Below are 12,267 nucleotides of genomic sequence, written 5' to 3'. Positions count from 1 at the left end.
TGACCTCAGAGGCCGGGCGGCAGGGCCCGGGGGGACTGGGCGCGCACGGTGCGGCCCAGGTGGACGGTGCCGTGTCCGGCGGTGAACGTACGCGCCGTCACCGAACCGGACTCCTCACGCGCCGTCAGGATCTCGACGAGACGGGCGATCTGGCCCTGCGCCTCGTCGAGCTGGGCCTCCAGGGACAGGATCCGCCGGATGCCCTCGAGGTTGATGCCCTCCTCCTGCGACAGCTCCTGGATGTGTCGCAGCCGGGCCACGTCGCGCAACGTGTAGCGGCGTCCGCGCCCCTTGGACCGCGAGGGCACCACCAGCCCCATGCGGTCATAACCGCGCAGGGTCTGGGGGTGCATCTCGGCCAGCCGCGCCGCCATGGTCACCGTGAACAGTGGCGCGTCCACGTCCATCCGTGCGGGCAGGAAGTCCGACATCACGTCACCCGAACAGTCCGGCGCGCGGGTTGCCGGAGCCCGCGACGTCCGCGTAGTGCCTCAGGGCGGCTTCGGCCTCGGCCGACAGCGACGAGGGCACCTGGACGTCGACGGTCACGAGCAGGTCGCCGTGGTCGCCGTTTGCCTTGCGGACGCCCTTGCCGCGCACGCGGAAGGTGCGGCCGTTGGGCGTCCCGGCCGGGAGGCGCAGGCGCACGCGGGGGCCGGACAGGGTCGGCACCTCGATCTGGGCGCCGAGCGCGGCCTCCTCGAAGGTCACCGGGGCGTCCAGGGTCAGGTTGTCGCCCTTGCGGCCGAACACCGGGTGCGGGCGCACGTGCACGAGCACGTACAGGTCACCCGCGGCGCCGCCGTTCTCGCCGGCGCCGCCCTTGCCCTTGATGCGGATCCGCTGGCCGTCGGTCACGCCGGCGGGCACGCGCACCTGCATCGTGTTGGTCGAACGCGCACGGCCGGAGCCCGAGCAGTCGGGGCACGGGTCGTCGACGACGAGCCCGCGGCCGCGGCAGTCGGGGCAGGGCTCGGCGATGGCGAAGCCACCCGAGGTCTGCGACTCCTTCATGCCCGAGCCCTGGCAGGTCGTGCAGACCTTGGGCACCGTCCCGGCCTTGGCGCCCGTGCCGCGACAGGACGAGCACGGGGCGTCCGAGACCGTCTGCATGGCCACGGTCGTGCCCTCGACGGCCTGGGTGAAGTCGATCGAGACCTCGCCCTCGATGTCGGTGCCGCGCCGCGGGTTGCGGGTGGTGCGCCGGCTCGTCGTGCCGCCGAACAGGCCCCCGAACAGGTCGGAGATGTCCTGGTTGCCCGACGTGGCGTTGCGGAACAGGTCCTCCATGGAGGGCCCGCCGGGCGCGCCGAAGCCGCCCGGCCGCGTGCCGCCGGCACCCGGGAAGCGGAACCCGGATCCGAACAGCGACCGCTGCTCGTCGTACTCCTTGCGCTTCTTGGGGTCGGACAGCACCGAGTTGGCCTCGGAGGCCTCCTTGAACTTCGCCTCGGCCTTCTTGTCGCCGGGCTTGGCGTCGGGGTGGTTCTCGCGGGCGATCTTGCGGAACGCCTTCTTGATCTCCTCGGGCTTGGCGTCCTTGGAGACGCCCAGGATCTTGTAGTAGTCCTTCTCAAGCCAGTCCTTGGTGCTCATCGGCGCCTCCTCTCATGCTCATCGAGTGGGTGGGGGTGGGTGCGGGCCGACCCATCAGGCGGGGTCGGCCACACCCACGCGGGCGGGCCGCACGATGCGGTCGCCCAGGCGGATGCCCTTCTGGATCACGGCCGACACCACCGTGGTGGTGTGGTCGCCCTCCAGCGGCATGTGCATGAGGGCCTCGTGCACGTTGGGGTCGAACTCCTCGCCGACCTCGCCGAAGGCGACCAGGCCGTACTTGCCGGTCACCTTCTCCAGCGCGTCGACGACGAGGCGGAAGCCGCCCTCGAACTCCTCGTGCTGCCGGGCCGCGTCGATGGCGTCCAGCACGGGCAGCAGGTCGTTGACGACCTGCTCCACGCCCTTCTGGCGGGCCACGTCGCGGTCACGGTCGACGCGCTTCTTGTAGTTCACGTACTCGGCGTGCAGGCGCTGCAGGTCGGCGGTGCGCTCGGCGAGCGCGGCCTCCAGGTCACCTTCACGACCGGACGCCGCGGGTGCGGCCGTCCGCTCCTCGGCCGACCCCTCGATGGGGGCCTCCACGGGCGAGTCCACGTCCAGCAGCTCGGAGGCGTCGTCGGGGATCAGCGGAACCTCGGGGCCGTCGCCGCCGGCCTCGCCGTCGGGAACGAACTCATCACGGGGGTTGTGGGTCACGTCATCTCTCCTCAAAGGCAGGGGGCCGGCGGAGCAGGCCCAGCGACGGACTCCGTGGGGAGCCATCGCTGGGAGCCTACCCAGCCGGCCGCTGCGTCACTTCTTGTCGGACTCGTCGTCGACGATCTCGGCGTCCACGACGTCGTCGTCACCGGCGGCGTCGTCGGAGGCCGGGGCGTCCTCGGAGGTGTAGGCCTGGTCGTCGCCCGACCCGCCCTGGGCGGCCTGGGCGGCGGCGTACATGGCCTGGCCCATCGCGGACGCCTTATCGTTCAGGTCGTTCATGGCGGCCTTCACGTCCTCGTCGTTGTCGGTGCCCTTCAGGGCCTCCTTCAGCGTGTCGAGGGCCTTCTGGACCGGGGCCTTGACGTCGTCGCCGATCGACTCCTCGTTGTCCTTGAGCAGCTTCTCGGTGCGGAACGCCAGGCTGTCGGCCTCGTTGCGCATCTCGACGGACTCGCGACGCTTCTTGTCCTCCTCGGCGTGCGCCTCGGCGTCCTTCATCATGCGGTCGATGTCGTCCTTGCCGAGCGCCGAGCCGCCGGTCACCGTCATGGACTGCTCCTTGCCGGTGGCCATGTCCTTGGCGTTGACGTGCACGATGCCGTTGGCGTCGATGTCGAAGGTGACCTCGATCTGCGGCACGCCGCGCGGGGCGGGCATCAGGCCGGTGAGCTCGAAATTGCCGAGCGACTTGTTGTCGCGGGCGAAGTCACGCTCGCCCTGGTACACCTGGATCATCACCGAGGGCTGGTTGTCCTCGGCCGTGGTGAACACCTCGGACCGCTTGGTCGGGATCGTCGTGTTGCGCTCGATGATCTTGGTCATCACGCCGCCCTTGGTCTCGATGCCGAGGGACAGCGGGGTGACGTCGAGCAGCAGGACGTCCTTGACCTCACCCTTCAGGACGCCGGCCTGCAGGGACGCGCCCAGGGCCACGACCTCGTCGGGGTTGACACCCTTGTGGGGCTCCTTGCCGCCGGTCAGCTCCTTGACCAGGTCGACGACGGCCGGCATGCGGGTCGAGCCGCCGACCAGGATGACGTGGTCGATCTTGCCGACGGTGGTGTTGGCGTCCTTGATGACGGCGTTGAACGGGGCGCGGCAGCGGTCGAGCAGGTCCTGCGTCATGCGCTGGAACTCGGCACGCGTGAGCTTCTCGTCCAGGTGCAGCGGGCCCTCGGCACCGGCCGTGATGTACGGCAGGTTGATGTGGGTCTCCTGCGCCGAGCTCAGCTCGATCTTGGCGCGCTCGGCGGCCTCCTGGAGGCGCTGCTTGGCCATCTTGTCCTTGCCCAGGTCGATGCCGTGGGCGTTCTTGAACTGGGTCGCGAGCCAGTCGACGACCCGCTGGTCCCAGTCGTCACCACCGAGGCGGTTGTCGCCCTTGGTGGCCTTGACCTCGAACACGCCGTCGGCGATGTCGAGCAGGGACACGTCGAAGGTGCCACCCCCGAGGTCGAAGACCAGGATGGTCTGCTCGATGTCGCCCTTGTCGAGGCCGTAGGCCAGCGCGGCGGCGGTGGGCTCGTTGATGATGCGGTCGACGGTCAGGCCCGCGATCTCGCCGGCCTCCTTCGTCGCCTGGCGCTCGGCGTCGCTGAAGTACGCCGGCACGGTGATGACCGCGTTGGTGACGGTCTCGCCCAGGTAGGCCTCGGCGTCGCGCTTGAGCTTCTGCAGCACGCGGGCGCTGATCTCCTGGGGCGTGTACTTCTTGCCATCGATGTCGATGTTCCAGTTGGTGCCCATGTGACGCTTGACCGACCGGATGGTGCGGTCGACGTTGGTCACCGCCTGGCGCTTGGCGACCTCGCCGACGAGGACCTCGCCGTTCTTGGCGAAGGCCACGACGGACGGCGTCGTGCGGGCGCCCTCGGCGTTGGGGATGACGGTGGGCTCGCCGCCCTCGAGGACGGCGACGACGGAGTTGGTGGTGCCGAGGTCGATACCGACTGCACGGGCCATGGTGGGTTACCTCCAGAGGTTCGGGGAACTTCGGGCTTGAGCCTAGCACGCTCATCTTCGAAGTTGAGTTCACCAGACTCAACTCAGGGAAGGGTCGGGGTATTCCCATCCGGCGCGGTTAGTCTGGCCCATGACGGACCTCCGCCCGCTGGGCTCCCGCGACCTCCTCGTCAGCGCGGTCGGCCTCGGCTGCAACAACTTCGGCCGTCCCGGTTTCGTGACCGAGACGCTGCCCGCGACCAAGGCGGTGCTCGACGCCGCGATCGACCACGGCGTCACGTTCCTGGACACCGCTTCGATGTACGGCAGCCCGGCCGGCACCAGCGAGTCCCTGATGGGCGAGGCCCTGCGCGGGCGGCGCGACGTGCAGTCCCACAACCCGGACGCCCTCCAGGCCTGGGTGCGCTCGGCCGCGCCGGGCGAGAACCCGGGCGGCTCCACGCTGGGCAACCTCTTCGGCTGACATGACGCGGGCCGCCCCGCAAGGGGGCGGCCCGGATCAGGTCGGAATCAGGTCGCGTCAGGCGGCGTCCCCGGCGATGTTGACGTGCCAGATGATGCCGAAGCGGTCCACGAGCTGGCCGTACTCGTGGCCCCACATCTGCTTCTGCAGCGGGATGATGACCTGGCCACCCTCGCTCAGCTGGGCCCAGTAGCCCTGCAGCGCCTCGGCCTCGTCGCCCGAGAGTGAGATCTGCACGTTGGTGCCCGGGGTGTAGTCGCCCATGCCCTCCTCGGCGCAGTTGCCGTCGACGGTGATGTAGGGGTTGAGCTGCTGGGCCACGGGGCGTCCGTTCTGTCGTCGCGGTGCGGTGGGCGGATGAATCCTGCCACCTGCGGGGCCGCCACGGAAGGGCCCGTCAGGCCGGTTCGGCCGCCTCGCCCGGGTCACCCGCGAAGTACACCGTCAGGTAGTACACGAAGAGCACGGCGGTGATGACGTGCACGACCGTGCACCAGGAGCAGATCTGCCCGATCATGACGAACTCGGCCCACACGAGGTAGAGCACGAACAGCATGCCGACACCGGTGAATGCGACCCCGGCCAGGCGCCCGCGGGCCAGGCCCAGCCGGCGCCCGAGGAACGCGAAGCCGACGCCCACGATGTTGTAGAGCACCCCCAGCAGCGCCACCGGGACGCCGAACAGGTAGGCCCACTTCGAGGACGTGACCGACGCGCAGTTGACGAACTCGCCCTCGGGGCAGACCAGCACGACGTCGGCGTTGTAGTGCTGCCACGTCAGGTAGATCGAGACGGCCAGGTTGGCCACCCACAGCAGCTTGATCCACAGCGGGCTCGGGTCGGCGACCCGGGTCACCGGCGACGTCACCGCCGCACTCATCCCAGGACCGCCTTCGCCGCCACGACGCCGGGCGCCGAGCAGACGTCACCGGGCTGGTCGCCGGTCAGGGCGCAGATCTGGGCGGTGGTCACGTTCGCCGCGCCGAGGATGGCCTGCGCCTCCGGCGAGGAGGTGTCCTTCAGCTTCTCCGCGATCGAGTCGCCGCTCTTGCCGGGCATGTACCCGCCCTGCAGGAAGGGCTGCAGGAACGGCGTCCCGCTCGTGTGGGTGCCCCAGTACAGCCACGGGTAGCCCTGCATGCCGCGCTCGCGGGCGATGGTCTCGTCCTCGGGGGTGAGGGTCTGGATGTCGTTGCCCTGCGCGTCCTTGAGCTCGTACCCCTTGAAGACGAGGTGGTCGCTGGTGTAGGTCGCGTCCCTGTACGACACGGTCGGGATCATGCCCGCGTTCGACGGGGCCTGCCCCGCCTCCAGGCCGGAGAAGTCACCGAACCGCTCGAGGGCGATGGTCAGGGGCCAGCGGGTGTAGCCGCAGAAGGAGCAGTACTCGGCGCCGATGTAGAGCAGGCGCGGCTTGCCGTCCTGCATCTGGACCTCGCCGCCCGGCACGGGCTCGGCCGGGGTGACGGGCAGCGCGCCCACGCCCACGGCGTCCAGATCGGCGGCCGGCACGTTCTGCAGCGCGGCCACGTAACCGGTGCTGCCACCGCCACCGGGGGCCTGGGGCCGGTTCATGCCGATCGCAATGATCACGCCGACGGCGACGAGCAGCAGCGCCACGGCGCCGGCCGCGATGCCGAACATCTTGTTGCGCCGGGCGGCCTGCTCCGCCTTGCGCCGCTCCTCCGCGAGCCGCGCCCGCGCCGAGCCCTGTGCCGCGTTCGGCTGCTTGCCTGCCTTCGCCATGCGCGCTTCTCCTGTTGCTGTCGTGACGTCCCCCACAGCCTACAGAGCCACCCGGACGCCGCGGGCCGCGGTCCGCCCCGATCCGGCCGGATCCACGTGGCAGGATGGCGCGGTGCCTCACGAACTCTTCGGGTCCCTGGACACCGCCCCGGCGCTCGAGCGCCCCGACCTGCTCGCGCCAGCCACCCTGGCCGTGCTGGAGCGGACCGGGCTGGAGGCGCTCGTCGCCGCCATCGACCCGAGCCTCGCCGACACCGAGCAGCTGTGCGCCCACTACGGCGTGCCGCTGGACGCCAGCGCGAACGCGGTCGTCGTGCGGGGCACCCGCGCCGGGGTCGACTCCCACGTGGTGTGCATGGTGCGCGCCACGGACCGCCTCGACGTGAACGGGCTCATCCGCAAGCGGCTCGGCGCGCGCAAGGCCTCGTTCGCGCCCATGGACTTCGCCGTCGAGGCCACGGGTATGGAGTACGGCGGGATCAACCCCATCGGTGTCCCCGCCGACTGGCCGATCTGGGTCGACGGCGCCGTGGCCGACACGGACTGGGTGTGCATCGGGTCGGGCATCCGGGCCTCGAAGCTGTTCGTGCCCGTCACCACCCTGCTGGCGCTGCCGGGCGCCGAACGCGTCGACGACCTCGCCCGGCCGGCGGGCTGAGCGGGGCTCGACTCAGTCGACCGTGTGGTCGGCGCGCGCCAGCACGTCGGCGGGCAGCGTGACGCCCATGCGCTCCGCGGCGCCGGGGTTGACCGACAGCTCGAGGTCCTTGGCCCGCTCGACCGGGATGTCGCCCGCCTTGCCGCCAGACTTCAGCATCTGCGCCGCCATCGTCCCGGTCTGGACGCCCTGGGCGCGGTAGTCCACCGCGTAGGCCGCCAGCGCCCCGCGCACGACCGAGTCGGGGTCGGACACGACGAGCGGGATCTTGTTGGCCTCGGCGACCTGCACCACCGACTCCATCGCGGAGACGAAGGTGTTGTCGGTGCCGATGAAGAACGCGTCCACGTCGGTCAGCGACTCGGCGGCCTGGGCCACCTCGGAGGAGTTCGACACCGTCGCCTCCTTCACCTCCAGCCCGAGGGCGGGGGCGGCCTCCTTCACCATGTCGGCGTGGATGTGGCTGTTGGTCTCGGCCGAGCTGTAGAGCAGGCCGATGGTCCTCGCCTCGGGGAGGATCTCCTTGATCAGCTTCAGCTGGTCGGCCACGGGCGGGAAGTCCGAGGTTCCCGTCACGTTGCCGCCGGGCGCCTCCAGCGACGCGACGAGGTCGGCGCCCACCGGGTCGGTCACGCCCGCGAAGAAGATCGGGGTGTCGGGGAGCGCCTGCACCATCGCCTGCGCGGTGGGGGTGGCGATGGCGACCACGAGGTCCTTGCTGGCGAACGCCGAGGCGATCGAGGTCAGCGTGGCCTGGTCACCCGCGGCGTTGCGGTCCTCGTAGACGACGTCGGTTCCCTCGACGTAGCCGGCCGCGGCCATGCCCTCCTTGAAGCCGTCCCGCAGGTCGTTGAGCGACGGGTGGTCGACGATCTGCGCGATCCCGATCTGCAGCACCTGGCCGGACGCCGTCGTCGCCCCCGCGCTGTCCGCCGGGGTTGCGGCCGGCGTGGCCGCCGGGGAGCCGGCGCAACCGGCGAGGCCGAGGCCCGCGGCGGTGGCGAGTGCGATCAGGGAGCGTCGGGAGAGAGATGGCATGTGAGCATTGTTCACCGGCACACCGACAAGGCCGGGACCGTCTCAGCGGTCGCGCTCCTTGGACTTCTTGTCGGCACCGGCCAGGACCACGGCGAAGTCGGGCTTGGCCTTGGCGCGCTTCTCGAGCACGTCCCCGACCGCCTTCCAGACCGCGGGCTCGGCGTCCGCGAACTCCTGGCCGCGCGCCCAGACCAGCACGGTGGACGCCCCGACGCGCCCGAGCGCCTCGGACAGCGCCGCCGGGGAGGCCAGCTCACCGAGCCCGAGCGCCAGCCCGAGCTCGGCCAGCACCGTGCGGCGCGCGTCGCGGCCCAGGTCCTCGGGCAGCTGCAGCACCTTCGGCGTCCACCCGCCCAAGCGCCAGTCGCCGGCCACGGAGGCGGCCTCGGCCTTGGTCGTGTAGAACCCGGGGGCGAACGCAGCAGTCATGGCGACCAGCGTAGTGCGAGCTACCCTTGCGGGCATGTTCGGTAGCTGGGGGATGATCCAACCACGCATGGTCGACCCGCGCCTCGCCCTGCCGGGGCGGGATCGGTCGATCCTGCCCGAGGGCGCGACGCACGACATCTTCGGCACGAACGTGCTCGACACCCCCGAGGGGTCCGAGGTCGCCTACTTCGCGCTCGGGTGCTTCTGGGGCGAGGAGAAGATGTTCTGGAACACACCCGGCGTGACCAACACCGCGGTGGGGTACATGGGCGGCTACACCCCGAACCCCACCTACGAGGAGGTCTGCTCGGGGCGCACCGGCCACGCCGAGGCCGTGCGGGTGACGTACGACCCGGCGATGGTGTCCTACGACGAGCTGCTGCGGGTCTTCTTCGAGGCCCACGACCCCACCCAAGGGTTCCGCCAGGGCAACGACGTCGGCACCCAGTACCGCTCGGCCCTGTACCCCGTCGACGAGGCGCAGGCGGCGGCCGCGGCCGCCGCGAAGGAGCGTTACCAGGAGGCGTTCTCCGCGGCCGGGTACGGCGACATCACCACCGAGATCGTGGCCGCCGACGACGCCCCGTTCTACTGGGCCGAGGCCTACCACCAGCAGTACCTGGAGAAGAACCCCAACGGCTACTGCCCCATCCACGCCACCGGCGTGACCTGCGGTTGACCCACGGGACGCACGAGGGCCCCGGACCGATCGGTCCGGGGCCCTCGTGGGTCAGGTGCGCTGTGTCACCACTGGCGCGGCTCGTCCTTGGCCTCACCCGGGTAGGCGTCGGTGACGACGTCCTGGGCGTCCTCGGGGGCGACGGCGTCGGCGGCCTCGGCGGTCGCGGCGGCGTCGTCCTTCAGGTCGAAGGCCTCGGTCGGGTTGGTGCGGGCGTCCTTGGCGGCGTCACGGGCCGCCTGGACCTGGTGCTGGAGGTCCGCGACGGTGGTGCGGCCGCGCTCGGCCATGTCGTGGAACGCCTTGGTCGCCTCGTCGATGAAGCCCTTGAACTGGTCGGGCATCGCGTCGACGAACTGGCGGAAGTTCGGGTCCACGCCCTCGGGCGTCTTGGCCGCGATCTCCTTGCGCTGCGACTCGTAGAACACCTTGGCCTTCTCGGCCAGGACGTTCGCGAAGCCGGCGGCGGCGTAGGCGGTCTCGGTGGCGAACTTGATGACGGCGTCACCGAGCTGCTCGGGGGTGAACTTCTCACCGGCGGCCAGGTGGGCGTCCTCGGCCTTCACCTCGAACTCCTCGACGAACTCGCCCTCGGGCTTGGTCTGGTCGTTGTACTCGTTGTACTGGTCGGACATGGTCACTCCTTGCTGGCTGCCGGGACGTCCGGCGTGGGTGTGGGGTGAGGCCCTGCGTCGGGCTGGACGAACGCCAGGTAGACGGTGATCAGGGCCTGCTTCTGGGCGGCGGTCAGGGCCGGGTCGGACTGGACTGCGCGCTGCACCGACGTCGGACGGTGTTCGTCCGGGTCGATGATGCCGGCGCGGACGTACAGGGATTCGGCCGACACCGACAGGGCGGTGGCGATCTGGTTCAGTACCTCCGCGGACGGCTTGCGCAGCCCACGCTCGATCTGGCTCACGTACGGGTTGGAGATGCCCGCCCGGTCGGCGAGCTGCCGGAGCGACATCTCTGCCGCACGGCGCTGGGTGGCGATGAAGTCGCCGAGCGACAGCCGCTCGTGCTGCTCGTTGACCTCGAAGCCGTCCATGCCCACAAGTCTGCTAGCTGCAGTTAGCGCCCACAACCCCCTCGACCCCGGATCTGCACCCTGACGCGACCCCGGCTAGGCCCATCAGGGTGCAAACCGAACGGCAAGCACTCGCGTCCGCCCGCTAGGCTGCGTCCCGAACCCCTGTCGCCGGCCTCGAGGAGCCTGCCGTGACCACACCCGAACACCCGATCGAGGGCATGGGCGCCATCCCCGTCGAGGGAGGCACCGCCTTCCGGGTCTGGGCCCCCCACGCCGACGCGGTGACGGTCTTCGGTGACTTCAACGAGTGGCGCAACGACGCCGACGCGCTGGAGAACGAGGGCAACGGGTTCTGGTACGGCTTCGTCGAGGGCGCCGTCGCGGGCCAGGAGTACAAGTACCAGATCACGAACGGCGAGAACTCCTTCGCCCGGGTCGACCCCTACGCGCGCCAGGTCACCAACTCGGTCGGCAACGGCGTCATCTACGACCACGGCGCCTACGACTGGGAGGGCGACTCGGCGAACTGCCCGCCCCACCACGAGCTGGTCATCTACGAGATGCACATCGGCTCGTTCGGCGGCCAGGACTCCGAGGGCTCCGTGGGGCACCTCGACGACGCGATCGCCCGCCTCGACCACCTGGTCGACCTCGGCGTCAACGCGGTCGAGGTCATGCCCATGGCCGAGTTCGCCGGCGACATGAGCTGGGGCTACAACCCGGCCCACATCTTCGCCGTCGAGAGCGCCTACGGGGGCCCCGACGCCTACAAGACCTTCGTCAAGGAGTGCCACAAGCGCGGTCTGGCCGTCATCCAGGACGTGGTCTACAACCACTTCGGCCCCTCCGACCTCGACCTGTGGACGTTCGACGGGTGGAGCGAGAACGGCAAGGGCGGCATCTACTTCTACAACGACGACCGCTCCGAGACCCCGTGGGGCGACACCCGGCCCGACTACGGCCGCGGCGAGGTGCGCACGTTCATCCGCGACAACGCGCTGATGTGGATGCGCGACTACCACGTGGACGGCCTGCGCCTCGACATGGTGCCCCACATGTACACCCACCAGGGCAACTACCTCGACGAGGGCTGGTCGCTCATGCGCTGGCTCACCGACAGCGTGCGCACCGAGTTCCCCGGTCGCATCATGATCGCCGAGGACCTGCACAAGAACCCGCTCATCACCGAGGAGAACGAGGACGGGGCGGGCTTCCACGCGCAGTGGGACGCCGCCTTCGTGCACCCGGTGCGCGCCGAGCTGATCACCCCCGACGACGGGCAGCGGTCGATCGGGGCCATCGCCGAGGCCATCGCCCACCACTACGGCGACCCGCTCGAGCGCGTCATCTACACCGAGTCCCACGACGAGGTGGCCAACGGCCAGGCCCGGGTCCCGCAGGAGATCGAGCCCGACAACGCCACCGGCTGGCCGTCGCAGAAGCGGTCCACGGTCGGGGCGGCGCTGGTGATGACCTCCCCCGGCATCCCGATGATCTTCCAGGGCCAGGAGTTCCTCGAGGGTGGCTGGTTCCGCGACGACGTGCCGCTGGACTGGAAGCGAAACGAGGACTTCCAGGGGCTCGCCCGTCTCTACAGCGACCTCATCGACCTCCGCCTCAACCGCGGCGGGGTCACCCGCGGCCTGACCGGGCGCGGCCTCAACGTCCACCACGTCGACGAGGGCTCCAACCTGCTGGTCTTCCAGCGCTGGCTGGACCACGGCCCGGGCGACGACGTCGTCGTGGTCGTGAACCTCTCCGCCGAGGCCATGGAGTACCGCCGCATCGGCCTGCCCAGCGGCGGGCTGTGGAAGCTGCGCTTCAACTCCGACGCGACCCTGTACAGCTCGCTGTTCGGCGACTTCGAGAGCTTCGACATCGAGGCCTACGAGGAGGACGCCGACGGCCTGCAGTGGCACGGGAACGTGTCGGTCGGCCCCTACTCGGTGCTCGTCTACAGCCAGGACGCCTGACCCGTCCCGCCACCGGGCGCACCCGTC

The 12,267-nt window shown here is 70.4% G+C and carries 15 protein-coding genes; 4 read left to right on the top strand and 11 right to left on the bottom strand.

The window, feature by feature from the left end; all coding sequences use genetic code 11:
* Positions 1-5 precede the first annotated feature (5 nt).
* The 4 genes from H5397_RS00360 to dnaK form a co-directional block, all read right to left on the bottom strand.
* The gene (locus H5397_RS00360; RefSeq protein WP_182814328.1) at positions 6-431 is read right to left on the bottom strand and encodes a heat shock protein transcriptional repressor HspR; all 426 of its coding nucleotides are present in this window, start codon (positions 429-431) and stop codon (positions 6-8) included.
* Positions 432-435: 4 nt separating this feature from the next.
* Positions 436-1,596, bottom strand: coding sequence for a molecular chaperone DnaJ (gene dnaJ / locus H5397_RS00355; protein ID WP_182814327.1), 1,161 nt, complete (start codon positions 1,594-1,596; stop codon positions 436-438).
* A gap of 54 nt (positions 1,597-1,650) precedes the next feature.
* The gene (gene grpE, locus H5397_RS00350; RefSeq protein ID WP_260519455.1) at positions 1,651-2,142 is read right to left on the bottom strand and encodes a nucleotide exchange factor GrpE; all 492 of its coding nucleotides are present in this window, start codon (positions 2,140-2,142) and stop codon (positions 1,651-1,653) included.
* A 210-nt stretch (positions 2,143-2,352) separates the two neighbouring features.
* Positions 2,353-4,224: a molecular chaperone DnaK gene (dnaK, locus tag H5397_RS00345; protein ID WP_182814325.1), complete on the bottom strand. Its 1,872-nt coding sequence runs from the start codon at positions 4,222-4,224 to the stop codon at positions 2,353-2,355.
* Between the two features lie 130 nt (positions 4,225-4,354).
* Between dnaK and H5397_RS00340 the strand changes: the two genes are divergently transcribed.
* Positions 4,355-4,687, top strand: coding sequence for an aldo/keto reductase (locus H5397_RS00340; RefSeq protein WP_182814324.1), 333 nt, complete (start codon positions 4,355-4,357; stop codon positions 4,685-4,687).
* A 57-nt stretch (positions 4,688-4,744) separates the two neighbouring features.
* On the opposite strand, the gene H5397_RS00335 is transcribed toward H5397_RS00340, so the two are convergent.
* The 3 genes from H5397_RS00335 to H5397_RS00325 all read right to left on the bottom strand — a co-directional run bounded on the left by H5397_RS00335 (position 4,745) and on the right by H5397_RS00325 (position 6,433).
* Entirely contained in the window at positions 4,745-5,008 is a 264-nt protein-coding gene (locus tag H5397_RS00335; RefSeq protein ID WP_182814323.1) for a hypothetical protein, read from the bottom strand.
* 76 nt (positions 5,009-5,084) lie between these two features.
* Positions 5,085-5,567, bottom strand: coding sequence for a vitamin K epoxide reductase family protein (locus tag H5397_RS00330; RefSeq protein WP_182814322.1), 483 nt, complete (start codon positions 5,565-5,567; stop codon positions 5,085-5,087).
* The gene (locus tag H5397_RS00325) at positions 5,564-6,433 is read right to left on the bottom strand and encodes a DUF929 family protein (RefSeq protein ID WP_182814321.1); all 870 of its coding nucleotides are present in this window, start codon (positions 6,431-6,433) and stop codon (positions 5,564-5,566) included. The genes H5397_RS00330 and H5397_RS00325 overlap by 4 nt, the downstream gene beginning before the upstream one ends.
* A gap of 112 nt (positions 6,434-6,545) precedes the next feature.
* Between H5397_RS00325 and H5397_RS00320 the strand changes: the two genes are divergently transcribed.
* On the top strand, positions 6,546-7,091 hold the full coding sequence (locus tag H5397_RS00320) for a YbaK/EbsC family protein (protein WP_309224232.1): 546 nt from the start codon (positions 6,546-6,548) through the stop codon (positions 7,089-7,091).
* 12 nt (positions 7,092-7,103) lie between these two features.
* Here the strand turns inward: H5397_RS00320 and H5397_RS00315 are convergent, their stop codons facing one another.
* Together H5397_RS00315 and H5397_RS00310 are read right to left on the bottom strand one after the other, a co-directional pair.
* Entirely contained in the window at positions 7,104-8,129 is a 1,026-nt protein-coding gene (locus tag H5397_RS00315) for an ABC transporter substrate-binding protein (RefSeq protein WP_182814319.1), read from the bottom strand.
* A 42-nt stretch (positions 8,130-8,171) separates the two neighbouring features.
* Entirely contained in the window at positions 8,172-8,558 is a 387-nt protein-coding gene (locus tag H5397_RS00310) for a hypothetical protein (RefSeq protein WP_182814318.1), read from the bottom strand.
* A gap of 34 nt (positions 8,559-8,592) precedes the next feature.
* Here H5397_RS00310 and msrA point away from each other — a divergent pair, with 34 nt between their 5' ends.
* Positions 8,593-9,237 (top strand): peptide-methionine (S)-S-oxide reductase MsrA, encoded by a 645-nt coding sequence (gene msrA, locus H5397_RS00305; protein WP_182814317.1) that lies wholly within the window; start codon positions 8,593-8,595, stop codon positions 9,235-9,237.
* 65 nt (positions 9,238-9,302) lie between these two features.
* Here msrA and H5397_RS00300 read toward each other — a convergent pair whose 3' ends face one another.
* Positions 9,303-9,872, bottom strand: a complete 570-nt coding sequence (locus tag H5397_RS00300; RefSeq protein WP_182814316.1) for a hypothetical protein — start codon at positions 9,870-9,872, stop codon at positions 9,303-9,305.
* A gap of 2 nt (positions 9,873-9,874) precedes the next feature.
* Positions 9,875-10,285 carry a helix-turn-helix domain-containing protein gene (locus tag H5397_RS00295; RefSeq protein WP_182814315.1) on the bottom strand — a complete coding sequence of 137 codons (411 nt, stop codon included), beginning with the start codon at positions 10,283-10,285 and terminating at the stop codon, positions 9,875-9,877.
* 170 nt (positions 10,286-10,455) lie between these two features.
* Between H5397_RS00295 and H5397_RS00290 the strand changes: the two genes are divergently transcribed.
* On the top strand, positions 10,456-12,240 hold the full coding sequence (locus H5397_RS00290) for an alpha-amylase family glycosyl hydrolase (RefSeq protein ID WP_309224231.1): 1,785 nt from the start codon (positions 10,456-10,458) through the stop codon (positions 12,238-12,240).
* Positions 12,241-12,267: the final 27 nt, after the last annotated feature.

Origin of the sequence: Propioniciclava sp. MC1683, assembly GCF_014164675.1 — a bacterium.
Taxonomy (GTDB): domain Bacteria; phylum Actinomycetota; class Actinomycetes; order Propionibacteriales; family Propionibacteriaceae; genus Propioniciclava.
This window is presented reverse-complemented; position numbering and strand designations above follow the sequence as displayed.